Below are 26,705 nucleotides of genomic sequence, written 5' to 3' on the forward strand. Positions count from 1 at the left end.
AAAGTAGTATTTTTGATTTTAAAAATACTACTTTTTTCTAAATTAAAAAGTTATCGAGGTATAAGTTATTATAAAAATGATATTGTTATGAAGTTAACGGTTAAATAATATGTGCACTTCACCGCGTAGTGAAGTTAATAATAATACTGGAAAAATAACACCATAAAGAAATGAAAGAGCTAAGAAATAAGAAATAATACTTACATATAATTGTGCTTTTTTATTTTTTGAATTAATAGAAATTAATCCTAATCAAAAGGAAATTAAACTTGAAATAAAAAGGATTACAATTGTTAAAAATGTTTCAAATGACATTTTTAGCACTGTTAACTCTGCTTTTCTTGTTATAAAGAAATTAAGTCCCTGCGGTAATAAAATAACATAAAGTAGTCAAACTACCATTACTAAATTAAAAATTCAAATACCTTGTTTTCCAACTTTATTATATTTATCATTATAATTTTGTAAATCAAAAGTATGACTTTCTTGACAACTAGGATCAAAATATAATAACAAACTGGAAAAAAACATTATAATCGAAGGAAGCACACTAATCAAAATCAAGATTGGTCGAATAAATTTTGCTTTTTTAGTTTTAATACAAAAAATAACAATGTTACAAATAAAACCAAAAAAAGTAAAACTAACCAAAATTATGCAATATGCTCACACTAATGAATAATTAAAATAATAACTTGTTATTTCACCACCATTTACTGCTACGACTTGATAAAATAAAAAGAATGGAAAAATTGTTAAAATACTAAGCTGATAAAGTCCTATTATTCACATGCCTCATAAAAATAATTTATAATTTTTCATTATGACATTGCTTTGCAATTAACAATGCGAAAACCAAACTGGAGTCACTAAATAAAAATGAAATATCATCCCATCATCAGTATTTCAATCATTTCCAATTAAACTTAATATTCCACTAGCAATCGCGATAATTGTACCATATAGTGTTTGTGACAGTCCATCAGCAAAAATACTACTAGCATTGCCACCATTTGTTAATAAATTATAGACTTGATCACATCTTCATTTTGCAATGTGTAGTTTTCAATATCCAAACCAGTATCACTTTGTTTCTTGCATAAAACCATTGTGTCAACCATATGCAATATTATTAAAAAAAGATGGTTCATCAGCATTAAACTTAAGGATACCTAACTGACTCATTAGTTCTAAATAAGCAAGATACTCATCACTTGTTAAAAACTGATAGACCGTTGGACTTCATAACGTTTGATTTAATTGTTGACGATCAATTTTAATTTTATTTTCTATTTTTTTAATTGCAGCTAATAAATTATTGTGCTGTTCAACACTAATTAAATTATCATCCTGCCCTATCTGTTGATCAGAAGTTATTTTACTTGTTGGTAGGCTCATCCGTTGTTCTGTTTCTAGTTTTTGTTTTAATAAACTATCATTTGTTATATTAATTGTTAAGGTTGTTAATGAAATGATACTAAAAATCATTAATAACTTTTTCATTATTAAACGTCCCTTCTATTGAACAATTAATAAACAATTATCATAATTTTTTCTTAATTTCATTGTAGCATAAAAAATAATTCTTATTGAATTAACCAATAAGAATCATTATAATTTATTAAACTATCAAATTTTTTTCTGAAAAATTTAAATCTCATTTCTTAGCAAACGCTAATGTTTTTTCTTTATATGCATTTTGATCAACAACAAGAGCCCCTGTATGTTCTGCTTTATTAACTAAAAAGATTTCACTCTTCTGACTTTCTTGTTGTTGTAAATAATACATCACCACTGAATTATGATATTTTACAAAACTATCTTTTGTCCCATGAATAAATAAAATTGGTAAATCTTTTAGGCGTTGATTTTCTTTTAATAAATTCATATGTTTTAAATTTGTTTTTGAATGCTTACGAAAGTTACGGTTAATTCCTAACGATATTAATCATCATGGTAACTTAACATATTTTCGTAAAAAAGCACGAATTTGTTGTACTGGTTGTGAAAATGGACAATCAACAATTAATCAATCAATTTTATTTTCATAATAAAACTGATGGGCAAATCATAATGCTGTTTATGCTCCCATACTAATCCCAAAGACACCAATCACACTTGGATTTTTATTTTGTTTTAATCACGTAATTAAAAAATTTAAAATAATTGAATTAGTAACACCTAAATCAGATTTATTACCATAAGTATTTCCGTGCGCGTAAGCATCAAATGTTAAGATGTTATATCACGCTTGATAAAAATGATAAATATTTCGTAACCCAATATATTTATTTCGTTTAAAACCATGTAACCCGACAACTCATTTCGTTGAAGTTGGATGTTCTAACGTTAATGTACTAATTTTATTATTATTAAATTCAATAAATGATTCTTGTAAATCATTTTCATTAATAATAAAATCTTTTAGTTTTTTCGCTTTAACATCAGCTTCTAACTGTTGTAAGGTATTTAATTCAACATTATTTTGATCAATACCACTCCGTTTATATTTAAAAAGATGTGGCACAAATACTTTTGAACAAATAAAGTATAGTAATAAAACAATTGGAAATAAGATAATTACTAATAAAACTTTAAAAAAGTGTAATTATATTGTCTTAGTTTTCGTAAACTTTTTTTGTAATTTGCCTCCATAGTTTCACCACCAATTTGTTATTTAATATATAATCGTTAATTATACAACAAAAGGGGAGAAAATCTTAACTAAATTAAATAGATTAATTAAATGAATTTACATTATTTAATTAATCTATTTAACATATTCTTATTATTTTCTTCTAAGATACTCTTCAATATCAAGTTCTTTTTTATATTCTAACTTTTTATTATAAAGTTTATATCACTCTTGTACATATTCATCGACATGAATCAAATAAGAAATATAGTTTTTACACGTTTTTCTATCATTTGCCTTATTTTTTAATTTAAAAGAAAAACCTTCTTTATTTCTTTAATTTTGTCGAAAACTCTTGATGAAATAAAAAAAATCATCAATATGACAATTTGAAAACTAATTTTGTGTAAGATTATGATTTTGCTTTAAATTTTTTAAACGTTAAAATATAATACCGTTGATTGTTGGTTTGGTGTTAAACCTTTGTGTTGGTATTTTCATTTTCAGAGCTTTAAATAATTTTGAATATTAGTGAAACCCAAACCATGATAATGAATTAAGGCTTCTTTAAGACTGGATTGTAATTTACTAATCTTATTTAACTTTTGATAACTAGTATCAGGGTTTGTACTAGTTTTGGTGGAATATAGAGTAGAATTTGTTTGTTTTGCTACTAATAAATATAGTGGTTGCATATCAGAAATAATTATTGATTTTTCTTTAATTAGTTGCTTATTCATATTTTCAATAATCCATTGTTTTTGTAATCTTTTGGTATTGGTGGATTGAACAAAAATATTATTATTGCTATCAACTGCCATTTGAATACAGCATTTGGTATCAGTTGAAAATGGATCGAGATGAGTTTTTCGTTTATCAAATTTATCTTTAAAATTGCCTTTATGAATTTCTTTAATAAATGTTTCATCCATTTGGATTTGACCATTTAATTTTTTAAATTTTAACTGTGTATTTTCTAATTGTTTTGATTGCATTAATTTTTGTCGATTATATCAAGCGGTTTTTGGGGTTGTTTTAATAAAACGAGAAATTATTTTACTAGATTGTCCTAACAATGAAATTTGAATTAATAAATTTCACTGTTCATAATTTAAATGACTTCAATAAGTAAAATGATGACGAAATGCATCAAAACTAGCACGACATTTTTTACATAAATATTTTTGTTTTCCTTCGGAATTATGACCATTTTTAACACAATGAAAAGATTTGCAATTAGGACATATAATGCCTTTATCTCTAAATTTTTGATCAATTTCATTTAAACGTTTTTGTTTTTTAATTAAGTCTGCTTGTTGTTTTATTTTTTCATAAAATTCTAAAAATTGATCATCTGTTAAGCTATTTATTAATTCTGTAATTATTTTTTTCATCATTTATTTACCTCCATATATTAAAAATATACCTAATTTTAGGTATATTTTATAAATATCAAGAGTTTTCGACAAAATTAAAGCTTTATTTTGATAAATTTTAGTATTTAAATGATACATATCTCAAAATTTTTTTGATATAAAAAACAACATTTTATGAAATTGAGATACTTCTAATAAGTCATCGAAGTTTTTTTCTTCTTCTAAAATATCTAAGATGATTGCTTGTAGTGGTATATTTAAAATCTTTGCAACTTTATTAATAATGTTCCTAATTATATATACAAATTTAAAGAAATTTGTATTCTTATACGTATTATTTATTTTATTAAATAACTTTTCATCATATGTCTCTTCTAAATTATCATAATTTTTAAAAACATAATCACAATCTTTAATTGAAAATATCGGAACAATATCAACTTTAATTTGATTTTTTCCCGTAATTTGTATTGACCTATTGTTATCTTTTACTTCCTTGCCTTTTCCAACACTTTCTTCTAAAAAATTAAAAATATCTGTTTTTATTTTTTTAAATTTTTCAAGATTTAATTCATTTTCAAAATATTTTATTGAAATATCTAAATCATTGTCTTTTAATTTTCTTTCAAAATAAACAGTTTTTGTTTTTACTGAACCCTTTAAGGCTATTTGACTTTTAAAAATAAAATTATTTTTAGTTAAAATAAATTTAACATCCTCAAATTTTTCTAACATTTTTTTATACTTAAAATTAAAATTATTCTTTTTTTAGGTTCTTTATATAACCATAGATATGTCATAAATTTATTCTTCATCTATTTTTGACATTTATCCTTTATATGAAGAAATGTTCCTTAAATTAATGTAGAATTTCCATAGTCTTTAATTTAATATTATCATTTATTTTTTAAATAATGTTTTTATCCTAATTATTTTTAAAAGGCATTATAATCAAACTAAATAACCTTACCAAAAATTATCAAAAAATAATTTTAATTAAAATATTTATTAATAATTTTTAACACATTATTTGTAAATATGTTATTTAATACTTATAAAAGGAAGGAATTTATTTATGTTAATTGCACATCGAGGTTTTCGTAGCCCCGCCGGAGAAAATCGTATGGTTGATTTTATTAATGCATTAGAAACTTGTCCTGGAGTTGAATTTGATATTCGAATGACTAAAGATCATCAAATTATTATTTTTTATGACCATAATTTTAAAAGAATTGGGAATGTTAATAAAACTGTTCGCCATTTTACTTATCAAGAAATTAAAGAGCTTGATTTTTTTAAAAAAAATCCCGAATTTTTACCACCCTTATTGATTGATGATTTTACTAACAAAATTGCTAAGCAATACCGAGTAATTAATGTTGAAATCAAACCAGATCGTTATAATGAACAAGAATTTACTTTGATTAAACAAGCATTGTTATTACTACAAACAAAAACAAATGCTGAAATTATTGTTTCTTCATTTGGCCATGACGCTTTAAAATTTATTAGTAATTTAAATAGCCCTTTTAAAAAAGGTTATTTAATTGAGAGTTTAAAAGATATTGATCAAACTTTAATTAACAAATTTGATTATTTACATCCGTCAATTGCAACAGCCAAGCAAAAAAAGAATGTTGCTATTATTAAAAATCTTAATTTACCATTAAATATCTGAACTTTTAAAAATGAAAAAGATCTTAAAATTATTAATAATTTATATCCCCAAGATTTTGTCCATAGTTATATTAGTTACATTGCAACCTTAAATCCGACCTTAAAATAATATTTTTATTTTGAAAGGAAACAAAATGAAAACATCAGAACAACAGAAAAAAATTAGTAGCAAAACAATATGAATTATTGCTCTTTTAGCACTAGCCGATGTCTTAGTAATGGCTATCCCATTCTACTTAAAAAACGTTATTTCTTCTGTCAAAATTTAAGAAGGATTGGGAATTAGCGCCTCGCAGTTTTCCCAAGCCAATGCTATTTATGGATATGTAGCATTATTAAGTTATTTTCTGGGCGGTTATTTTGCCGATCGCTTTAATTTAAAAAAGTTAACCCTAATTGGGTTAACTGGAATTGGGATTGTCAGTATTTGATATGGCTTAATTCCTTTTATTACTGGTGGAAAAATTATTAAAGTTTATGTTATTTTTTCCTTATGAAGTTTTATTACTTGCTTTATTTTTTGAAGTGCGCTATGGAAATTGTTATCAGAACAAGGAACTCCTGCTCAAAACGGTAAACTAAATGGAATTCATGGTAGTTTAAATGGGTTGATTGGAACAGTTATAATTGCAATCGCTTATTTAGTCTTTTGATTTTTTGAAAATGTTTGAACAGAGTCATTAGGAAACTGAGCTTTTAGTACTCTTGTCTTTATTTTTCCGGGTTTAATTTTTATTAATTGTATTTTATTATGAAAATTTGTTCCTAATATAAATCATAATTCTAATCAAAATAATAATTTTGATATTAAAGAATTGGGTAAAACATTAAAAAATTTTAAATTATGAATTGTTACTTTATTAATTATGGGAGTTTATATGTATCAATCTGGTTTAAGTATTTTTGTAACTTTTATGCAAGATGCCTTAAAAATTCTACCAATTATTGTCGTTGTTGTAGGAATTTTACGAACATATTTCTTCCGGTTTTTATTTAGTGCCCCCGCTTGTAAATTAGCTGATCGTACCCAAAAATATATTTTATTTATTGTAATTGGTTTAAGTTTAGCATCCTTAATTACTATTACTGCGATTAGTTTACCTGGTTATAATGAAACGTCATTTGAATCATTATCATCAACTTGAAAAATTGTTATTCAAACTTTAATTGTTATTTTATATTTAACATTAGGAATTATTTGTTGATCATTAGTTACCAACCGTTGAGCAACAATTTATGAAATTAATATTAGTCAAAAAGAATATGCTGCCTCTGTTGGGTTAATCTCATTTATTGCTTTTTCACCAGATGCCTGATTTTGACAAATTGATTCAATTTTATTAAAACATTATGGAACTGAAGCGGTTTATCTAACTAATAAATTAGCAAACCAAATTAGTTTAACAATTATTACAGGAATTGGCCTTTTTGCCTCTCTCGCAGGAGTTCTATTATTATTGGTTCTAAAAAAAGAGAAGCGACAAAAACAACAACTTGTTACCCTTGAATTTTAAAAAAAAGAACTGTTGTCGTTGACAGTTCTTTTTTTTAAAATAACATTTAATTTTATTCTGTTTTGTCAGGTTCTTGTAAATCCCCTTCAGCCTGATAAGCTTCCTGGCGAATATGTTTAGCATCCTGATAATTTGGATTATCTTTAGATTGATAAATTTTTTGATTTCGAACTAAATAACGATCTAATTCAGTTTGAATTTCCTTCACAACATAATTTCAATCATCTGTTACCGTAAAGAGAGCATCTAAAGTCGCTTGTAATTGTGGATTAGTTTTTAATCGTGCTTGATATTTTTTTCAATAGTATGTGTAATACCAAATAACAGCAAAACTAATCATTCCGACAATATAAGCAATTTCTAATGTATTTGATACAATCGTTGCAATTCTTTTTGAAGCACCTGTATTTAACAAATTAATTGCAGTATGATATGAGCGTCCTAAGTCAACAAAGAATTGCACAAATTATCAAATTAAGAAAATTAATACTAATGATCAAGCAATCATTTCTCAAACCTTTACCCGCATTTTTTTCGTAAATCCTAACTTTAAAGCAACCATTATCACAAACGAATAAATAATAATCATAATTAATGATGCTTCCCCAGTAATAGCAGCATACGAGAAGACAGCATTGCCACCCGTTGCACCTTGAATAATATCAGGAATAAATAATCAAATCATTGCAAAGATAAAAGTAATAATTAAGTTTAAAAACGAAGCTTTAAAAGGAATTCTATCTTTATTTAATTCTTTATATTTACTTGGCATTAACCCTTCCACGGCAAATGGTTCTAAAATCGCCCCTGAATATAACGCATTTTGCATTCCCGCATTTGCTTTTAGCGAAATAGTACAAATTAACATAATAATAACACCAGCATAATAAATTCACTGTCCAACATGATTACCTAATAACCGGAAAATTTGTAAATTTGGATTATTAGTAAATGCGCCCGCAACTGCTCCTAACATTAAGATGGTAACAACAACATAAAAGATAATTGCTAATGCAATTGTTCAAATAATACTACGACCAATATTGCGTTCTGGATTACGAACATTTTTTCCAATTGTGGCATATGTTTCAAACCCTAAAAAGAAAAAGAAACACGAGGTAAAAGCAATTGAAAAATTAGTTGGATTTAAGGTGGTGTACTTTGGACTAGCATTAAAATCTCACGCAGAAGTTCCATTAATAATAAATAGGGTAATCAACGCAATAATCAATAATCCTGTTGAACCTCATTTAATATAACTAGAAGCATTTAAATAACGTTTCAATAAACGCATTCCTAAGAATAATGTACACATGACACTAACATATAAATAGCAATTCCAATTGCATCTCAAATTAAGTTTGCTCAATTGCCTAAAATATCTTTTGTATCAAGAAACGTTCCTGAACCAACAAAATTTAAACGAATCATTGAAACAATTTGTGATGTAACAATAATTGGTAATGTCATATATTGTAAGAATGAAATTAATCATCCTCAAAATTTTCCAAAGTTTGTTCGAACATAAATATAACTAGCACCATTCCCAGAGGGGTGTACTTTTGATAACTTATTAAATGCTCACGCACAAGTTCCGGCCACTAACCCCTCCACTAAGAAGATTCAAATCATATGCATCCCTAAAAACTGCCCCGTTTTATCGACTTCTGAAAACATCATTGTTGCATAAACTGAAGTAAAAGCAATCCCACAAGTATAATTAAATCCTAATCAAACTAATTCTGGCAAACTAAACTTCTTGCTCTGAGCAGTTGTTTTCTTTTGTTCTTTCATTTTTTATGGCCTCTTTTCTAATTTTTTTTAAATCTAAAAATATCATATCGTTTTTTCAAATATTTTTAATAAAGTCAATAATTTTTTTAATTATAACAAATAACTTTTTAATGTTTACTTAGTAACTAACAAATTATTTTCAAAATAAATGTTATTTAGCTAACTTTTTCTGTGCCTTTCTTGTTTTTTTCAATTGGCGTAAATTATGTGTTTCTACTAATGTAATGTCCGTTACTTTCTCATATCCATTGAAAATAATTAACGCTGTAACTAAACAGAAGATTGGTCCAACAACTCAAATTCATGTAAAGAACATCAATGCAATCATTAATAATGCGCCAGCAATTCGTGCACCAATTTTACCACGTAATGCAAAAACAAAACAAGTAATAAATCCAATTAAAGCTAAGAAGGAAATAAAAATAAAGGCAATTAAGACATGGTCATCAATTTGATATTGATTTATAATTTCAATACTTCTTGTATCATCCACAATTTTATGCAGCGAAGCAGAAATAACATAAAGAATATTGATTCCAATGTTAAAAGTTAACACAATAATACCAATAATAAAACCAGTGATTGTGACCTTATTAGTGTGCATCACATATTGAATTGGTACAATTTTAACATTCTTATTACGATAGTAACGGAAGTACAATAAGTTATTAATAAAAATATAAAAGTATTGTAATGACACGGCAACAACACAAATGACAACCAACGCGGTGGCAACCATAATATCCCCACCGGGCTGGAAATAATTTAAGAAAAAGTATGGAAATAATGTACTCGGATCTTTACCATCTAAATGACGATAAGTCCCCCGTAAAAGAATAATTGTTAAATACAACACCATATATAACATAATTAATCATAAATATTTTTTATGATGATCTTCATAATAGTAATAATGGTCACCTGATGTTAAAACATAACTAGTAATCATTGTTACTGGCATAATTAAGTGTAAAATAATTGTTGCAACCAAGTGATAAGGACGATACTGATGCGCTTGATCTTTTTGACCAACAATTCCAATCCAAAAAACTAACATTGTAATAGTGATGTATGTTGTAACTGCTAATTGAATAATATAATGCGGCTTTGTATTTTTAAATTTTGATTCAAATAAATATAAGAAAAAATATAAGGCGACAATATAGTTTGTTTGCGTTGTAAAAAATGAATAATAATTTGAAACCCGTTCTCCGTAACCCCCAAATGGGCAAATTTTGGTTGTGGATAATAAATTGCCATTATTAAATCAAGTAATAGAAATAAGCTCAGTAAAATTAACGTAGCTAAACGTAAATAAAAATGTACCCGGGTATTCCATTTAAATATGCCAAAACTCCTTCACAGTCAATATAATACTTATATTCTAGCCCTTTTTGCCCTAAATCACAAGTAAATATAACGAAAAAGATTAGGAAATAATATTAAATCTTAATAAAAAGCTTTAATTTTGTCGAAAACTCTTGATGAAATAAAAAAAATCATCAATATGACAATTTGAAAACTAATTTTGTGTAAGATTATGATTTTGCTTTAAATTTTTTAAACGTTAAAATATAATACCGTTGATTGTTGGTTTGGTGTTAAACCTTTGTGTTGGTATTTTCATTTTCAGAGCTTTAAATAATTTTGAATATTAGTGAAACCCAAACCATGATAATGAATTAAGGCTTCTTTAAGACTGGATTGTAATTTACTAATCTTATTTAACTTTTGATAACTAGTATCAGGGTTTGTACTAGTTTTGGTGGAATATAGAGTAGAATTTGTTTGTTTTGCTACTAATAAATATAGTGGTTGCATATCAGAAATAATTATTGATTTTTCTTTAATTAGTTGCTTATTCATATTTTCAATAATCCATTGTTTTTGTAATCTTTTGGTATTGGTGGATTGAACAAAAATATTATTATTGCTATCAACTGCCATTTGAATACAGCATTTGGTATCAGTTGAAAATGGATCGAGATGAGTTTTTCGTTTATCAAATTTATCTTTAAAATTGCCTTTATGAATTTCTTTAATAAATGTTTCATCCATTTGGATTTGACCATTTAATTTTTTAAATTTTAACTGTGTATTTTCTAATTGTTTTGATTGCATTAATTTTTGTCGATTATATCAAGCGGTTTTTGGTGTTGTTTTAATAAAACGAGAAATTATTTTACTAGATTGTCCTAACAATGAAATTTGAATTAATAAATTTCACTGTTCATAATTTAAATGACTTCAATAAGTAAAATGATGACGAAATGCATCAAAACTAGCACGACATTTTTTACATAAATATTTTTGTTTTCCTTCGGAATTATGACCATTTTTAACACAATGAAAAGATTTGCAATTAGGACATATAATGCCTTTATCTCTAAATTTTTGATCAATTTCATTTAAACGTTTTTGTTTTTTAATTAAGTCTGCTTGTTGTTTTATTTTTTCATAAAATTCTAAAAATTGATCATCTGTTAAGCTATTTATTAATTCTGTAATTATTTTTTTCATCATTTATTTACCTCCATATATTAAAAATATACCTAATTTTAGGTATATTTTATAAATATCAAGAGTTTTCGACAAAATTAAAGATAAAAAGACTTTCTATGTTTAGAAAAAGTGATAAAATTATATTCAAATAAAGAGGGGGATTTAAAATGTTTAATTTTAACAATGAAAAATTAAACCAGTTAATTGTGAGTTATATAAATTACAACATTGACCCTAAGCATGATAATGATTTGCAAATAACAAAGTTTGATAACAGTAATTTATTTTACCAAATTGATACGCGCAAACTAAAAGATAGCACTAATGGGGTTGTTAGTTTTCATTTAACAACATCAGAACAATTCGCAAAAGCTGGTGAAATTATTGATGAATTTTATTCAGAAAAAACACCCTTCATCTGATGTACCATTACAATTGATAATACTCAGGGTGAACGATCATTTTTTAAAAAAAGCGGATTAAATCATTGGCGAACTGGGAACGGAATGTTATTAAATCTCACAACCTTTTCCACAACAGTTGAATTATCAGAAAATGAAAAATTTATTACTGCAACAGATCTAAAAGCTTTAAAAGAAATTAATGATACGAAACTTACCAGTGCTAATAATCTTAAGATTGTTAATGACAATGAATTACCGTTAAAAGATTTACCAACACCAACAAGTACTGCTGCTTTGGACCAAACTTGTAATCTTTGTTATGTTGCAACATTAAAAAAAGATGATGTTCCAATAGTAACTGGTATTATTTATTTTGAAGCAGCACTTGCTGTGATTGGTGAAATTATTAGTTATGATAACGAACACCCTAATGATGAGAAAAAAATGTTAAACCATTTATTAAATCAAGCCCAAAAAGCAAAATATCAAAGTGTAGGAATAGTTGCTCCAATTGATAAAGTGCCCCTATACCAAGAACTAGGTTTTAAGCCACAAGATTTATATTTCAACACTTATGTTATGCATTATTCAAAATAATGCATTTTTTTATGTAAATAAATAAAATTAATACTGTCGAATAATCTATTTATTACTCATCTTAATTATTTTTTAATGTCCTTTTTCGATCTTGTTTTGTTAACTTTACCATAATAAAAACCTTTCTTTAAAAAAGAAAGTAATTTTCTGAAGCAAAAAAGATTTCAGTAATAAAGGTTAAATAAATAAGGGTTTACTGGTAAAAACCAGTAAACCATACCTTTTAAATCTAGTGACAAAAGCAAAGTATGAACCAACACTAATTGTACTAATAAAAATTAAAGTTCCAAAAATTGGTTGGTAAATTGATGTAAGTGCTAAGTTCCGATCAACAGAAGGGACAATTAAGAAAAACCCATTCGAATTATAATTACTTTGTGTGTAAAATATATAAACAATTCAAGTAATATATTTTTGTGGAATAAAATAACCAATGATAATTGCTGGTGTTGTTGTTGCATACGATAAATCAATTAAAAAATCACCGAACAATAACGAAAAAATAAAAATTAATATATTAATCGTTTGCACAATGTAAATATTTTTTAATGAACCAGCAACTAAAAACACTAAGAAGAACATTATTAAAATATTTAAAATAATGTGGTATACCACACACATTTTGGAGATTGCAAGAAAACAAGAAAAAATAATAAAATATATAATTTAAAATAAAAAAATATCATTAAAAACTTTAATTTTGTCGAAAACTCTTGATATTTATAAAATATACCTAAAATTAGGTATATTTTTAATATATAGAGGTAAATAAATGATGAAAAAAATAATTACAGAATTAATAAATAGCTTAACAGATGATCAATTTTTAGAATTTTATGAAAAAATAAAACAACAAGCAGACTTAATTAAAAAACAAAAACGTTTAAATGAAATTGATCAAAAATTTAGAGATAAAGGCATTATATGTCCTAATTGCAAATCTTTTCATTGTGTTAAAAATGGTCATAATTCCGAAGGAAAACAAAAATATTTATGTAAAAAATGTCGTGCTAGTTTTGATGCATTTCGTCATCATTTTACTTATTGAAGTCATTTAAATTATGAACAGTGAAATTTATTAATTCAAATTTCATTGTTAGGACAATCTAGTAAAATAATTTCTCGTTTTATTAAAACAACCCCAAAAACCGCTTGATATAATCGACAAAAATTAATGCAATCAAAACAATTAGAAAATACACAGTTAAAATTTAAAAAATTAAATGGTCAAATCCAAATGGATGAAACATTTATTAAAGAAATTCATAAAGGCAATTTTAAAGATAAATTTGATAAACGAAAAACTCATCTCGATCCATTTTCAACTGATACCAAATGCTGTATTCAAATGGCAGTTGATAGCAATAATAATATTTTTGTTCAATCCACCAATACCAAAAGATTACAAAAACAATGGATTATTGAAAATATGAATAAGCAACTAATTAAAGAAAAATCAATAATTATTTCTGATATGCAACCACTATATTTATTAGTAGCAAAACAAACAAATTCTACTCTATATTCCACCAAAACTAGTACAAACCCTGATACTAGTTATCAAAAGTTAAATAAGATTAGTAAATTACAATCCAGTCTTAAAGAAGCCTTAATTCATTATCATGGTTTGGGTTTCACTAATATTCAAAATTATTTAAAGCTCTGAAAATGAAAATACCAACACAAAGGTTTAACACCAAACCAACAATCAACGGTATTATATTTTAACGTTTAAAAAATTTAAAGCAAAATCATAATCTTACACAAAATTAGTTTTCAAATTGTCATATTGATGATTTTTTTTATTTCATCAAGAGTTTTCGACAAAATTAAAGATTAAAAATGATAAATATATAAATAAAAATTATAAAATTGGTACACTAAAAAATAGTTTAAATAAAACTTTATAAATTTTAAATTATTTAGTTAAATTAGTTAAAAATTGAAATGGTGTCTGAAAATTCAAAGATTTATGCACTCTTTCAAAATTATAAAAATAATAGTAATCATTTAATTTATTTTGTAAACTAACTGAATCCAATATTTTTTCACCAAATACAAATAACTTAGTATAATTTTGATGAAATCTTTCAATTTTACCGTTTGATTGTGGAGAACGAACCGGTGTTGTCTGATGCAAAATATCTTTATCTGTTAAAAATTGAGTAAAAGTAGTTTCTTTAACACTACTTTTTTGATTATTACGATGACTATTAATAAATTCAGAACCGTTATCAGTTCTAATCCGTGTTATTTTAATACCAAATATTTTTTTAAAATCAATAATTGCTCTTTTAACAGCATCAATAGCATTTTCAGTACATAATTTATCATAAATATAACCGAATACTCCTCTAATTCTTTCATCAATAAAATCATAAACATAATACTTTTTTTCAACTGGAAATTTACTTGGCATAAAATATTTAGCATCCATTTGTAATAATCCTAATTCTTTAACTTCATATCTTGGATGTTGTCTTTTAATTTCTTTAATTTTATTTTTTATTTTTAATCAACGCTTATCTTTTTTAAGTCAACGAAAAAATGTTTTTAAATTTTTAGGTGCTTTATTTTTTAATTCTTCACCATTAATTCCTTTTTTTAAATTATAATACAAAGATAAAACACCACCAGCACGTTTATCAGAATATTCAAAATATAAATCACAGATATTTTCACGAACATCATTACTATATTGATAATTAATATTATTAGGAACTGTTGATTTTAATAATAAATCTTCAAAATTATTATTTGCATATGCAAGTAAAATTTTATTTGCTCAGTAATAAAAAGTTGAAAACTTATTTTTAAAATATTTTTTAATTAAATCTTTTAATAACAACTTAGTTTCAAGAAAAAACTCCTTACATAAATTAATATATGCAAATATTTTTGTTTTTATTCTTTTATAATATTTATTTTTATAATTTTTACTTAAAAAATCTTGCAATTTTGCTTGTAAATCGCTTAAATTAGAGTTATTAATAATATATTTCATTAATTTACACCCACCTTAAAAATATATATTAAATTATGCTAATTATAACATTTTGAAATTAATTAACTTTTTATTAGTTATTATTTACAATTTATAAAGAAAGAAGAGAAAATATTATGCATGACTTAATAAACCTAGCCGAAGATTTAAAAAAATGTAAAAATTGTAGTTTTATTACTTGTAAATTGTAAATGCCAAATCATAAAAAGTTAACTATTAATTTAGTTAACTTTTTTAAGTTAATTATAGGAGGTTGAAATTATGCAAACAAAGCAATATTTAATTTTGCGGTCATTAGTGAAAAAGTATGGTAAAGATATTGTTATTAATACTGTCAATAAGATTGTAAAAGATATTGAAATTAAAAAGTAAAAGAATAAATTATTCCGCGTAATTTATTAGCGGATAATTTATTCAATAATGTTTTTTAAGTGGAGCAAAGCGACAACGAGCGGAGCGAGTTTGCAAATTTCAATTTTTTAATTTATGAAAGGAGTTATATCGTGCCAGTATGATTAACATGAATATTTAGTATTTTGATTTTGTTAGGTATTTTTGCGTGAATTGGTTTATCAATTTATCAAAAAATTCGACAAATTCAAGGTAAGAAAAAAGAAAAAAAAGAACTTGAAAAAAAGGAGGATAGAAAATAATGAATTTATTAACTGAAACAGTTACAAAAATCGGTTTTGGTGATGGAATGAATTCCATTTGAACTGGTTTAGGTAATGCAATGGGTAAAGTAAAAGATGCCGTATATGGTATTTTACCGCAATTAATGACCTTTTTAGGTGATGCGTGAATTATTTTAATTCCATTTGGATTATTTATTATTATTAAGATATTAAACTTTTTCCGTCATATGGTTAAAGGATTTTAATAGAATATAATACTATATTCTAAGTTATTTTAAACAAAACTAAGGCACACTAGTTTATTCATTTTTTATTAATTTATTTTATAATAACTATTACTTTAAAATTTAATAGTGTTTTTCAGTGTGCCAATTTTTATTATTTTATATATTTAACATTGTTAATAACATTGTTTATTAAACATTAAATAAACAATATATTAGCATTATGTATAACATTGTTAATAATCAATGTTTTTATCAATAAATAAGCAATATATAAACATTAAATATAACATTGTTTATTAAATAAATATTTAGTTAGGAGATTATCTTATGAAAATTAATAAAACTAATTTATTATTTACTATTTTGGTTTCATTGTTTGTTTCTATTATTTTATCTTTTGTAATTTGAGTTTTATATTATTTAGTTACAAGATATTTAAACAATTCATTAGATAAAGGAGATTTAATATTTCATGTTTCAATTTTAATTATATTAACTTTAAATATTTTCATTATATATATTCAATTTTTATATGCAACATATTTTTATAAATATAATGAAAATTTAATTAAAAGAGGAGTTGATAAAATTGAGTAATTTTGTTAAGAAAAATCAAAATATAGAGAATTATTTTATTCGTAAAGAATTCATAGTTTTTCAGACTGATAAAGCTTCATTTATAAATTTACCTAATCACAATCGTAATATTGGTTTTTGGTTGAGTAATAAGTTTATTTATCCGAGTGAAAAACACTCAGAACAAGTAGCAATCGGTTTGATTTATGATAATTCTTATCGTATTGTAAAATATGATGAAAATTTAAAACAACATGATTGAAAATTTTTAACTGGAACAGAAATAATTGATTTGTATAATCAATATAAACAAAACTATTTTACGCGTATGCATAAAACATTATTTCAAAATGAACCTAAAAAAGTAAAAACAAATAACAATAATAATTTAATAAATTGAAGTGATGAAAAAGTAGAACAATTAATTCGCGATTTAGAAGAATTAGATAATGAGTTTATATAATTATTTAGTTCAATTTGTTAGTTATATTATTGGCTCAAATGCACCTGAATTTTTATATGTTATATCGTTTGTGTTATTTATCATTTTATTTTTTGGAATGTTTTTTAAACTTATTCAGAAAATGTGGAGTTTTTAAATATGCAAAATGATTGAGAAAAATTAAAAGAGTTTTTTATTAATGTCTTTTTGTTTATAGATAAAACGAATGTTGAAACTATTACAACTTGAAATTTAACTCAAAATGAATATTTAACTCTTATGATTGGCATTTGAATTGTAATTTTGTTTTTAACTTGGTTCTTATTGTGAATGATTTTTAAAATAATTGGGTATTTTAAGTAATGAAAAAGTTTGCATTTTTTTAATAAACTTTTGTTATATTAGTGGTTCAATGGTTTTGTTTAGTCTAATTGATTTGTTATTTTGAATAATTTCATTAAATTATACTGGTTTAGTATTTTGATTATTATTTGCTTTGCAATGTGTTTATTTTGTATGATGAGTTTGAAAAAATATATTTTATCAGTTAAATGTTTTTCGTTTAGTTTACTTTATTTGAGATAATCCGTTATCATTAATTATTGGTAAATTAGGAACTGGTAAAACATTACTTTTAACTTTTTTATCACAAGTTATGAAACTTTTAACGAAGAAAATTTATAGTAATTTTCCAATTGAAGATGATGCAATAAAACTTTTAACTTTTAATAATTTAGATTTTACTGATAGAACCAAATTAGTACCACCAGATGATAGTTTAATTTTATTTGATGAGAGTTTTTTATATATTGATGTAACTAGTCCCCACGAAGTTAAAAAAGTTCATAGTGGTAAAAGTGTGTGGATTGTTTTAGCAAGACATTTTAAAAATAGAGCAATTTTTACCGTACAGCGTGAAGGTATGATGTGAAATAATATTCGTCATTTAGCGAGTGGTATTATTATTCCGATTTCATTGAAAAAACCCGTTAAGTCAAAATTAGGTAATATTTTTAATCGTAGTTTTGTTATGCGAATTGGTATTTTCCAAGATATTACAGATTATGAAATTTGAAAAACAAAATCAGTAGAACGAACAGCCGAATGTAAACGAGCAAAACATAAGTCGGATGTTGGATTAGGAATTCGGTTTTTTAAGATAATTATTCCGCTTGAATTTGCACAGAAATATGATAGTCATTGATTAAGTTTTGTTCGTGATTTAAAAAATGATGAAGTTATTAATAAAAAAGAATACTTTTGAAAAGATATATCAAAATTAAACAATAAACAACGCTTAGAATTGTTTGATATTGATATTTTGAAAGAAAATTTAAAAGCAAAAAAAGGGAAAGGAAAGATAAAAAATGAGTAATTTATTAAGTGAAAGCGTTAATAACGATAATTGAAATAAGATTTTTAGTTTTATTTTTGATACTTTTTTATTTGTTTTTGATGTTATTTGAAATACTAAATTACCAATGACAAATATAACGATTGCTTATTTTTTAATCTTTTTTATGGTTATTAAATTATCAATTTATGCGATTCACGGAACAAGAACGCAATATAACGAATTAGGTTCAACTGTTAAAAACAGTACATCAAAATTGTATGCTTCAACAGTACGTGGTGTTAAAAAAGCACATAAGGCTAATAAAAATGGTCAGTGAAAGGAAACAGATTAATGATTAGATTAGTTTTATTAGTTGCTGCAATTGCTATTTTTGGTACTGGTTTTATTACGGTGATTATAAATCAATTAACATCAGCAAAAAATATTATTATGGATTTATATAATTCTGATACTTGATTATTATCTATTTTTGGCAAAATGGCGATTTTATTTAGTCATCCGTTAATGTTAACAATATCAAGTTTATATATTATTGGTTTTATTATTTCAAAAACATTATATAGTTAGGAGTTAAATTTATGAAAAGTAATGTAGAAAATAAAAAAGAAAAGAAACAAAATGGTTTGTTTATTTCTTGGATTGATTTAATTTTATATTTTATTATTAGTTTTTTATTAGCGTTTGTGTGTATTTTAGATACAGTTTTAACGATTAGCTTTAATTTTGTCGAAAACTCTTGATATTTATAAAATATACCTAAAATTAGGTATATTTTTAATATATGGAGGTAAATAAATGATGAAAAAAATAATTACAGAATTAATAAATAGCTTAACAGATGATCAATTTTTAGAATTTTATGAAAAAATAAAACAACAAGCAGACTTAATTAAAAAACAAAAACGTTTAAATGAAATTGATCAAAAATTTAGAGATAAAGGCATTATATGTCCTAATTGCAAATCTTTTCATTGTGTTAAAAATGGTCATAATTCCGAAGGAAAACAAAAATATTTATGTAAAAAATGTCGTGCTAGTTTTGATGCATTTCGTCATCATTTTACTTATTGAAGTCATTTAAATTATGAACAGTGAAATTTATTAATTCAAATTTCATTGTTAGGACAATCTAGTAAAATAATTTCTCGTTTTATTAAAACAACCCCAAAAACCGCTTGATATAATCGACAAAAATTAATGCAATCAAAACAATTAGAAAATACACAGTTAAAATTTAAAAAATTAAATGGTCAAATCCAAATGGATGAAACATTTATTAAAGAAATTCATAAAGGCAATTTTAAAGATAAATTTGATAAACGAAAAACTCATCTCGATCCATTTTCAACTGATACCAAATGCTGTATTCAAATGGCAGTTGATAGCAATAATAATATTTTTGTTCAATCCACCAATACCAAAAGATTACAAAAACAATGGATTATTGAAAATATGAATAAGCAACTAATTAAAGAAAAATCAATAATTATTTCTGATATGCAACCACTATATTTATTAGTAGCAAAACAAACAAATTCTACTCTATATTCCACCAAAACTAGTACAAACCCTGATACTAGTTATCAAAAGTTAAATAAGATTAGTAAATTACAATCCAGTCTTAAAGAAGCCTTAATTCATTATCATGGTTTGGGTTTCACTAATATTCAAAATTATTTAAAGCTCTGAAAATGAAAATACCAACACAAAGGTTTAACACCAAACCAACAATCAACGGTATTATATTTTAACGTTTAAAAAATTTAAAGCAAAATCATAATCTTACACAAAATTAGTTTTCAAATTGTCATATTGATGATTTTTTTTATTTCATCAAGAGTTTTCGACAAAATTAAAGACGATTAGCGAATTAAAAGAAAAATATAGTGGTATAAATGGTTTTATATTTTATGGTTTGTGATTTATTATACTATGAGATATTTTAATAATTCATTATTTTTATGGTTATTTATTTAATAAAATTATTAAATTAATAAAAGAACATCGTAAAAATAAGTTGGTAGAGAATAATGCGTAAGTTTTTAGTATTATTTTCTTTTGTACCAATTTTATTGATTTCTTTTTTCTCGTTAGGGGCAATGACATTACAACAAAACCATAAATCACAACAAACAACAGAAAAAGTAAGAACAAAACGGAGTGCAGAAACTGGTATAAATGAAACTGATTTTATTAATACGATGTTTTTACGCAGCACTTTTTTTGAAAACTGGTCTGAAACAAATTACTTTATTAATCCAACTCTAAAAACATCACAAACATTAACTTATAATGATAAATGATACTTAGATTTTTTAAAGGATATTTATTCAACTGGTGTTTCTTATGATAAACCAAGTGATAAATTTATGGATTTATATAAAAATTGAGATACTTATGCTAAACAGTATAACATTGATAAATTTTATGATGTTGATAAAAAACAATTTTTAAGAGAATTAACAAATTTTTCTTATTCTTTTGCTAAGTATTTTAATACAGTTGAAATTATTAATAAATTAGAAAAAAATGTTGATAATTTGCAAATTGTTAATTTGGTTCATCAAAATTGAAAATTAGTTAATGGATTTATAAATGAAAAAAATAATGATAGTAAAAAGTATATTGGAATTGTTAAAATTGAAAATGGTTGAAAAATTATAAAATGAACAGGGAAAAATATTGAATGAAAATATCAATATAAAGCAATTTATCGTTGAGATCGTTTAAATGAACCTAATTTACCAGAAATAGATAATAATACAGGTAAAATATTAAAATGAAATGAAAAAATAGACTTATTTAGTCTATTTTTATATTAATCGCACAAATTTCATAAATATAATTAATAAGAATAAATTAGTTATTGTGCTATATAATGCTGGACTAAATTTTCATACTTCAAATGTTTGACTAAAAAAACTATATATTTTTTGAAATATTTTACCAACACCGCTTGCTAATTCGTTTACTTGTTTAACACCGGGAATATTATTTACAATTCAAATTGCGGCATTTCTGATATGACACGCTAAATTATATCAACCACAACTTTCATATTGTGCTTGTCATCATTGACTATCGGGAAATAATCCACCATTATTAATTTCTTGTCAGTTATAAATCCCAAAATTAAAATCATAATAACGATACATATCATTTTCTTTTTGTGCTTGTAATTCAAAAACATTATAACCAATTTTTTGTTCTTCAATTTTTTTGTATTTTAAACCGTATTTATCTTTTAAAGAACCTTCAAAAACATAACCCTCATTTTGATTAATATTATAATCATTTGATACAGAAAAATCATAATTAAATACATCTCCATAATTTGTGTTATAAAATCTATTTTTATAAGCAGAATACATCTTAAAATCTAATAATTTATATTTATCAGAAAAATAAAAATATCGTGGGTAAATTTTAAAACCATTATTTGCTAATAAACCATATTTTTTATTATATCCTTGTACATAAGTATCATTTTCTAAATCAAAAATTGTTCGTAAATAATCTTTATAAAAATTTTGGGAAACCGTAAACATACTGTTTAATAATTCTTTAAATTTATCATAATAAACTAAAAAATTTTTCTTTTGTTCTTCAAATTCTTTTTTCTCTACTTCGGTTTTTAAAACTTTTTTATTATTTTCAAATTTATAAATATAATTATTATAGTCATCAAAATATTTTATTGACTTTCCATTTTTATCTAAAATAACATCTTTAAAATTTTCTAATTTTAAACCAAAAAAGTTAATTAAAACAGTATCATATTGTAAACCATCAATATAACCACTTTAAATAAAATTACTCCGATTTTGAAACACATGTACCAAAGCATATGCAAAAAAAGATTTTAAAAATTTATTAATATCAATTTGTCCTTTCATTTTTTCATAATAATATTTAATATCTCCGTTTTCTAAATATGAATTAGTATTTACTTCAAAATTAAATATATAATCTTTTTCTTTCATAAAAGTAAACAAAAAACCTAATTTAATTTCCTTATAAAAATGAGATGTATCATTGCTCGCTATCTTAGTATGTGTTAGTTATAAACTTCCAGCAATGATGTTATTATTTTTATCAATCGTTAAAATCATCCGATAAATTGATTTTTTAATAAAATACATGGCAGTATATCTTTCACTTTCATCAACAATTTCAAAATCAAATATTATTCGTTGTGTTCCAACAATGGAACTCTCATAATCGGGATTACCGCCTTGCTGTACTCTAATATTTTCTTGAATAATAACATCAATATATTTAAGTAAAAAAGAACGAGTATTTTGATAATGATTATCAGTTCAAAAAATTAATTTACCAGTATTATTATCTATTTCTGGTAAATTAGGTTCATTTAAACGATCTCAACGATAAATTGCTTTATATTGATATTTTCATTCAATATTTTTCCCTGTTCATTTTATAATTTTTCAACCATTTTCAATTTTAACAATTCCAATATACTTTTTACTATCATTATTTTTTTCATTTATAAATCCATTAACTAATTTTCAATTTTGATGAACCAAATTAACAATTTGCAAATTATCAACATTTTTTTCTAATTTATTAATAATTTCAACTGTATTAAAATACTTAGCAAAAGAATAAGAAAAATTTGTTAATTCTCTTAAAAATTGTTTTTTATCAACATCATAAAATTTATCAATGTTATACTGTTTAGCATAAGTATCTCAATTTTTATATAAATCCATAAATTTATCACTTGGTTTATCATAAGAAACACCAGTTGAATAACTATCCTTTAAAAAATCTAAGTATCATTTATCATTATAAGTTAATGTTTGTGATGTTTTTAGAGTTGGATTAATAAAGTAATTTGTTTCAGACCAGTTTTCAAAAAAAGTGCTGCGTAAAAACATCGTATTAATAAAATCAGTTTCATTTATACCAGTTTCTGCACTCCGTTTTGTTCTTACTTTTTCTGTTGTTTGTTGTGATTTATGGTTTTGTTGTAATGTCATTGCCCCTAACGAGAAAAAAGAAATCAATAAAATTGGTACAAAAGAAAATAATACTAAAAACTTACGCATTATTCTCTACCAACTTATTTTTACGATGTTCTTTTATTAATTTAATAATTTTATTAAATAAATAACCATAAAAATAATGAATTATTAAAATATCTCATAGTATAATAAATCACAAACCATAAAATATAAAACCATTTATACCACTATATTTTTCTTTTAATTCGCTAATCGTTAAAACTGTATCTAAAATACACACAAACGCTAATAAAAAACTAATAATAAAATATAAAATTAAATCAATCCAAGAAATAAACAAACCATTTTGTTTCTTTTCTTTTTTATTTTCTACATTACTTTTCATAAATTTAACTCCTAACTATATAATGTTTTTGAAATAATAAAACCAATAATATATAAACTTGATATTGTTAACATTAACGGATGACTAAATAAAATCGCCATTTTGCCAAAAATAGATAATAATCAAGTATCAGAATTATATAAATCCATAATAATATTTTTTGCTGATGTTAATTGATTTATAATCACCGTAATAAAACCAGTACCAAAAATAGCAATTGCAGCAACTAATAAAACTAATCTAATCATTAATCTGTTTCCTTTCACTGACCATTTTTATTAGCCTTATGTGCTTTTTTAACACCACGTACTGTTGAAGCATACAATTTTGATGTACTGTTTTTAACAGTTGAACCTAATTCGTTATATTGCGTTCTTGTTCCGTGAATCGCATAAATTGATAATTTAATAACCATAAAAAAGATTAAAAAATAAGCAATCGTTATATTTGTCATTGGTAATTTAGTATTTCAAATAACATCAAAAACAAATAAAAAAGTATCAAAAATAAAACTAAAAATCTTATTTCAATTATCGTTATTAACGCTTTCACTTAATAAATTACTCATTTTTTATCTTTCCTTTCCCTTTTTTTGCTTTTAAATTTTCTTTCAAAATATCAATATCAAACAATTCTAAGCGTTGTTTATTGTTTAATTTTGATATATCTTTTCAAAAGTATTCTTTTTTATTAATAACTTCATCATTTTTTAAATCACGAACAAAACTTAATCAATGACTATCATATTTCTGTGCAAATTCAAGCGGAATAATTATCTTAAAAAACCGAATTCCTAATCCAACATCCGACTTATGTTTTGCTCGTTTACATTCGGCTGTTCGTTCTACTGATTTTGTTTTTCAAATTTCATAATCTGTAATATCTTGGAAAATACCAATTCGCATAACAAAACTACGATTAAAAATATTACCTAATTTTGACTTAACGGGTTTTTTCAATGAAATCGGAATAATAATACCACTCGCTAAATGACGAATATTATTTCACATCATACCTTCACGCTGTACGGTAAAAATTGCTCTATTTTTAAAATGTCTTGCTAAAACAATCCACACACTTTTACCACTATGAACTTTTTTAACTTCGTGGGGACTAGTTACATCAATATATAAAAAACTCTCATCAAATAAAATTAAACTATCATCTGGTGGTACTAATTTGGTTCTATCAGTAAAATCTAAATTATTAAAAGTTAAAAGTTTTATTGCATCATCTTCAATTGGAAAATTACTATAAATTTTCTTCGTTAAAAGTTTCATAACTTGTGATAAAAAAGTTAAAAGTAATGTTTTACCAGTTCCTAATTTACCAATAATTAATGATAACGGATTATCTCAAATAAAGTAAACTAAACGAAAAACATTTAACTGATAAAATATATTTTTTCAAACTCATCATACAAAATAAACACATTGCAAAGCAAATAATAATCAAAATACTAAACCAGTATAATTTAATGAAATTATTCAAAATAACAAATCAATTAGACTAAACAAAACCATTGAACCACTAATATAACAAAAGTTTATTAAAAAAATGCAAACTTTTTCATTACTTAAAATACCCAATTATTTTAAAAATCATTCACAATAAGAACCAAGTTAAAAACAAAATTACAATTCAAATGCCAATCATAAGAGTTAAATATTCATTTTGAGTTAAATTTCAAGTTGTAATAGTTTCAACATTCGTTTTATCTATAAACAAAAAGACATTAATAAAAAACTCTTTTAATTTTTCTCAATCATTTTGCATATTTAAAAACTCCACATTTTCTGAATAAGTTTAAAAAACATTCCAAAAAATAAAATGATAAATAACACAAACGATATAACATATAAAAATTCAGGTGCATTTGAGCCAATAATATAACTAACAAATTGAACTAAATAATTATATAAACTCATTATCTAATTCTTCTAAATCGCGAATTAATTGTTCTACTTTTTCATCACTTCAATTTATTAAATTATTATTGTTATTTGTTTTTACTTTTTTAGGTTCATTTTGAAATAATGTTTTATGCATACGCGTAAAATAGTTTTGTTTATATTGATTATACAAATCAATTATTTCTGTTCCAGTTAAAAATTTTCAATCATGTTGTTTTAAATTTTCATCATATTTTACAATACGATAAGAATTATCATAAATCAAACCGATTGCTACTTGTTCTGAGTGTTTTTCACTCGGATAAATAAACTTATTACTCAACCAAAAACCAATATTACGATTGTGATTAGGTAAATTTATAAAACTTGCTTTATCTGTTTCAAAAGGGATAAGTTCCTTAGAAATAAAATAATTTGCTATATTTTGATTTTTCTTAACAAAATTACTCAATTTTATCAACTCCTAACTAATATAAATATTTGTTTAATTAAACAATGTTATATTTAATGTTTATATACTGCTTATTTACTGATAAAAACAAACAATGTTATACATAATGTTTATATATTGCTTATTTAATGTTTAATAAACAATGTTATTAACAATGTTAAATATATAAAATAATAAAAATTGGCACACTGAAAAATACTATTAAGTTTTAAAGTAATAGTTATATAA

34 protein-coding genes and 1 pseudogene are annotated in these 26,705 nt (G+C 23.9%); 15 read left to right on the forward strand and 20 right to left on the reverse strand.

Features of this window, described 5'->3' with window-relative positions; translation table 4 throughout:
- Window positions 1-93 precede the first annotated feature (93 nt).
- From AACK91_RS02385 to AACK91_RS02410, 6 genes are all read right to left on the reverse strand, one after another.
- Complete coding sequence (locus AACK91_RS02385) at window positions 94-531, reverse strand: hypothetical protein (protein WP_338963798.1); 438 nt, start codon at window positions 529-531, stop codon at window positions 94-96.
- A 309-nt stretch (window positions 532-840) separates the two neighbouring features.
- Window positions 841-1,503 (reverse strand): hypothetical protein, encoded by a 663-nt coding sequence (locus AACK91_RS02390; protein WP_338963800.1) that lies wholly within the window; start codon window positions 1,501-1,503, stop codon window positions 841-843.
- 118 nt (window positions 1,504-1,621) lie between these two features.
- Complete coding sequence (locus AACK91_RS02395) at window positions 1,622-1,888, reverse strand: prolyl oligopeptidase family serine peptidase (RefSeq protein WP_338963802.1); 267 nt, start codon at window positions 1,886-1,888, stop codon at window positions 1,622-1,624.
- A gap of 192 nt (window positions 1,889-2,080) precedes the next feature.
- Window positions 2,081-2,527 carry a hypothetical protein gene (locus AACK91_RS02400; protein WP_338963804.1) on the reverse strand — a complete coding sequence of 149 codons (447 nt, stop codon included), beginning with the start codon at window positions 2,525-2,527 and terminating at the stop codon, window positions 2,081-2,083.
- A gap of 542 nt (window positions 2,528-3,069) precedes the next feature.
- Entirely contained in the window at window positions 3,070-4,032 is a 963-nt protein-coding gene (locus AACK91_RS02405; protein ID WP_338963247.1) for an IS1/IS1595 family N-terminal zinc-binding domain-containing protein, read from the reverse strand.
- Window positions 4,033-4,746, reverse strand: a complete 714-nt coding sequence (locus tag AACK91_RS02410) for a hypothetical protein (protein WP_338963806.1) — start codon at window positions 4,744-4,746, stop codon at window positions 4,033-4,035.
- A gap of 340 nt (window positions 4,747-5,086) precedes the next feature.
- Between AACK91_RS02410 and AACK91_RS02415 the strand changes: the two genes are divergently transcribed.
- From AACK91_RS02415 to AACK91_RS02425, 3 genes are read left to right on the forward strand one after another with little or no spacing between them, the layout of a single operon-like run.
- The gene (locus AACK91_RS02415; protein WP_338963808.1) at window positions 5,087-5,797 is read left to right on the forward strand and encodes a glycerophosphodiester phosphodiesterase family protein; all 711 of its coding nucleotides are present in this window, start codon (window positions 5,087-5,089) and stop codon (window positions 5,795-5,797) included.
- A gap of 25 nt (window positions 5,798-5,822) precedes the next feature.
- Window positions 5,823-5,957, forward strand: a complete 135-nt coding sequence (locus tag AACK91_RS02420; protein WP_338963811.1) for a hypothetical protein — start codon at window positions 5,823-5,825, stop codon at window positions 5,955-5,957.
- A gap of 6 nt (window positions 5,958-5,963) precedes the next feature.
- Complete coding sequence (locus AACK91_RS02425; protein ID WP_338963814.1) at window positions 5,964-7,202, forward strand: MFS transporter; 1,239 nt, start codon at window positions 5,964-5,966, stop codon at window positions 7,200-7,202.
- Window positions 7,203-7,254: 52 nt separating this feature from the next.
- Here AACK91_RS02425 and AACK91_RS02430 read toward each other — a convergent pair whose 3' ends face one another.
- From AACK91_RS02430 to AACK91_RS02450, 5 genes are all read right to left on the reverse strand, one after another.
- On the reverse strand, window positions 7,255-7,617 hold the full coding sequence (locus AACK91_RS02430) for a hypothetical protein (protein WP_338963816.1): 363 nt from the start codon (window positions 7,615-7,617) through the stop codon (window positions 7,255-7,257).
- A 51-nt stretch (window positions 7,618-7,668) separates the two neighbouring features.
- Window positions 7,669-8,496 carry an amino acid permease gene (locus AACK91_RS02435; RefSeq protein WP_338963818.1) on the reverse strand — a complete coding sequence of 276 codons (828 nt, stop codon included), beginning with the start codon at window positions 8,494-8,496 and terminating at the stop codon, window positions 7,669-7,671.
- 2 nt (window positions 8,497-8,498) lie between these two features.
- On the reverse strand, window positions 8,499-8,996 hold the full coding sequence (locus AACK91_RS02440; protein WP_338963820.1) for a hypothetical protein: 498 nt from the start codon (window positions 8,994-8,996) through the stop codon (window positions 8,499-8,501).
- A gap of 151 nt (window positions 8,997-9,147) precedes the next feature.
- Entirely contained in the window at window positions 9,148-10,335 is a 1,188-nt protein-coding gene (locus AACK91_RS02445) for a hypothetical protein (RefSeq protein ID WP_338963822.1), read from the reverse strand.
- 221 nt (window positions 10,336-10,556) lie between these two features.
- On the reverse strand, window positions 10,557-11,519 hold the full coding sequence (locus tag AACK91_RS02450; RefSeq protein WP_338963247.1) for an IS1/IS1595 family N-terminal zinc-binding domain-containing protein: 963 nt from the start codon (window positions 11,517-11,519) through the stop codon (window positions 10,557-10,559).
- 146 nt (window positions 11,520-11,665) lie between these two features.
- Between AACK91_RS02450 and AACK91_RS02455 the strand changes: the two genes are divergently transcribed.
- A complete protein-coding gene (locus AACK91_RS02455) occupies window positions 11,666-12,499 on the forward strand; it encodes a hypothetical protein (RefSeq protein WP_338963824.1) in 834 nt (277 codons plus the stop codon).
- A 177-nt stretch (window positions 12,500-12,676) separates the two neighbouring features.
- Here the strand turns inward: AACK91_RS02455 and AACK91_RS02460 are convergent, their stop codons facing one another.
- A complete protein-coding gene (locus AACK91_RS02460; RefSeq protein ID WP_338963826.1) occupies window positions 12,677-13,030 on the reverse strand; it encodes a hypothetical protein in 354 nt (117 codons plus the stop codon).
- 241 nt (window positions 13,031-13,271) lie between these two features.
- On the opposite strand from AACK91_RS02460, the gene AACK91_RS02465 reads away from it, so the two are divergent.
- Complete coding sequence (locus AACK91_RS02465; RefSeq protein ID WP_338963247.1) at window positions 13,272-14,234, forward strand: IS1/IS1595 family N-terminal zinc-binding domain-containing protein; 963 nt, start codon at window positions 13,272-13,274, stop codon at window positions 14,232-14,234.
- 183 nt (window positions 14,235-14,417) lie between these two features.
- Here the strand turns inward: AACK91_RS02465 and AACK91_RS02470 are convergent, their stop codons facing one another.
- Window positions 14,418-15,503, reverse strand: a complete 1,086-nt coding sequence (locus AACK91_RS02470) for a DDE-type integrase/transposase/recombinase (protein ID WP_338963828.1) — start codon at window positions 15,501-15,503, stop codon at window positions 14,418-14,420.
- 503 nt (window positions 15,504-16,006) lie between these two features.
- Here AACK91_RS02470 and AACK91_RS02475 point away from each other — a divergent pair.
- From AACK91_RS02475 to AACK91_RS02520, 10 genes are all read left to right on the forward strand, one after another.
- Window positions 16,007-16,156 carry a hypothetical protein gene (locus AACK91_RS02475; protein ID WP_004028165.1) on the forward strand — a complete coding sequence of 50 codons (150 nt, stop codon included), beginning with the start codon at window positions 16,007-16,009 and terminating at the stop codon, window positions 16,154-16,156.
- Window positions 16,156-16,383: a hypothetical protein gene (locus AACK91_RS02480; RefSeq protein WP_004028563.1), complete on the forward strand. Its 228-nt coding sequence runs from the start codon at window positions 16,156-16,158 to the stop codon at window positions 16,381-16,383. The genes AACK91_RS02475 and AACK91_RS02480 overlap by 1 nt, the downstream gene beginning before the upstream one ends.
- Before the next feature lie 571 nt (window positions 16,384-16,954).
- On the forward strand, window positions 16,955-17,404 hold the full coding sequence (locus AACK91_RS02485) for a DUF3627 domain-containing protein (RefSeq protein WP_338963843.1): 450 nt from the start codon (window positions 16,955-16,957) through the stop codon (window positions 17,402-17,404).
- 138 nt (window positions 17,405-17,542) lie between these two features.
- Complete coding sequence (locus AACK91_RS02490; protein ID WP_338963845.1) at window positions 17,543-17,746, forward strand: DUF2649 family protein; 204 nt, start codon at window positions 17,543-17,545, stop codon at window positions 17,744-17,746.
- A 49-nt stretch (window positions 17,747-17,795) separates the two neighbouring features.
- Window positions 17,796-18,758, forward strand: coding sequence for a hypothetical protein (locus AACK91_RS02495; protein WP_338963848.1), 963 nt, complete (start codon window positions 17,796-17,798; stop codon window positions 18,756-18,758).
- Window positions 18,751-19,071, forward strand: a complete 321-nt coding sequence (locus tag AACK91_RS02500; protein ID WP_422397271.1) for a hypothetical protein — start codon at window positions 18,751-18,753, stop codon at window positions 19,069-19,071. Before AACK91_RS02495 ends, AACK91_RS02500 begins: the two co-directional genes overlap by 8 nt.
- Window positions 19,071-19,307 carry a hypothetical protein gene (locus AACK91_RS02505; protein WP_338963850.1) on the forward strand — a complete coding sequence of 79 codons (237 nt, stop codon included), beginning with the start codon at window positions 19,071-19,073 and terminating at the stop codon, window positions 19,305-19,307. Before AACK91_RS02500 ends, AACK91_RS02505 begins: the two co-directional genes overlap by 1 nt.
- An 11-nt stretch (window positions 19,308-19,318) precedes the next feature.
- Window positions 19,319-19,489, forward strand: coding sequence for a hypothetical protein (locus AACK91_RS02510; protein ID WP_338963852.1), 171 nt, complete (start codon window positions 19,319-19,321; stop codon window positions 19,487-19,489).
- A gap of 46 nt (window positions 19,490-19,535) precedes the next feature.
- A complete protein-coding gene (locus AACK91_RS02515; RefSeq protein ID WP_338963247.1) occupies window positions 19,536-20,498 on the forward strand; it encodes an IS1/IS1595 family N-terminal zinc-binding domain-containing protein in 963 nt (320 codons plus the stop codon).
- 272 nt (window positions 20,499-20,770) lie between these two features.
- On the forward strand, window positions 20,771-21,562 hold the full coding sequence (locus AACK91_RS02520) for a spiroplasma phage ORF1-like family protein (RefSeq protein ID WP_338963855.1): 792 nt from the start codon (window positions 20,771-20,773) through the stop codon (window positions 21,560-21,562).
- Here AACK91_RS02520 and AACK91_RS02525 read toward each other — a convergent pair.
- The 7 genes and pseudogenes from AACK91_RS02525 to AACK91_RS02555 all read right to left on the reverse strand — a co-directional run bounded on the left by AACK91_RS02525 (window position 21,554) and on the right by AACK91_RS02555 (window position 26,477).
- Window positions 21,554-23,812: pseudogene (locus AACK91_RS02525) on the reverse strand (spiroplasma phage ORF1-like family protein). The gene AACK91_RS02520 and the pseudogene AACK91_RS02525 overlap by 9 nt on opposite strands.
- Entirely contained in the window at window positions 23,805-24,113 is a 309-nt protein-coding gene (locus AACK91_RS02530; protein ID WP_338963858.1) for a hypothetical protein, read from the reverse strand. Before AACK91_RS02530 ends, AACK91_RS02525 begins: the two are co-directional and overlap by 8 nt.
- 11 nt (window positions 24,114-24,124) lie before the next feature.
- Window positions 24,125-24,361, reverse strand: a complete 237-nt coding sequence (locus AACK91_RS02535) for a hypothetical protein (protein WP_338963850.1) — start codon at window positions 24,359-24,361, stop codon at window positions 24,125-24,127.
- A complete protein-coding gene (locus tag AACK91_RS02540) occupies window positions 24,361-24,681 on the reverse strand; it encodes a hypothetical protein (RefSeq protein ID WP_422397271.1) in 321 nt (106 codons plus the stop codon). The genes AACK91_RS02535 and AACK91_RS02540 overlap by 1 nt, the downstream gene beginning before the upstream one ends.
- A complete protein-coding gene (locus tag AACK91_RS02545) occupies window positions 24,674-25,636 on the reverse strand; it encodes a hypothetical protein (RefSeq protein ID WP_338963848.1) in 963 nt (320 codons plus the stop codon). The genes AACK91_RS02540 and AACK91_RS02545 overlap by 8 nt, the downstream gene beginning before the upstream one ends.
- 49 nt (window positions 25,637-25,685) lie before the next feature.
- Complete coding sequence (locus tag AACK91_RS02550) at window positions 25,686-25,889, reverse strand: DUF2649 family protein (RefSeq protein ID WP_338963845.1); 204 nt, start codon at window positions 25,887-25,889, stop codon at window positions 25,686-25,688.
- 138 nt (window positions 25,890-26,027) lie between these two features.
- A complete protein-coding gene (locus AACK91_RS02555; RefSeq protein WP_338963860.1) occupies window positions 26,028-26,477 on the reverse strand; it encodes a DUF3627 domain-containing protein in 450 nt (149 codons plus the stop codon).
- Between the last annotated feature and the right edge of the window lie 228 nt (window positions 26,478-26,705).

The organism is Spiroplasma endosymbiont of Sarcophaga carnaria (genome assembly GCF_964019595.1).
Taxonomy (GTDB): domain Bacteria; phylum Bacillota_I; class Bacilli_A; order Mycoplasmatales; family Mycoplasmataceae; genus Spiroplasma; species Spiroplasma poulsonii.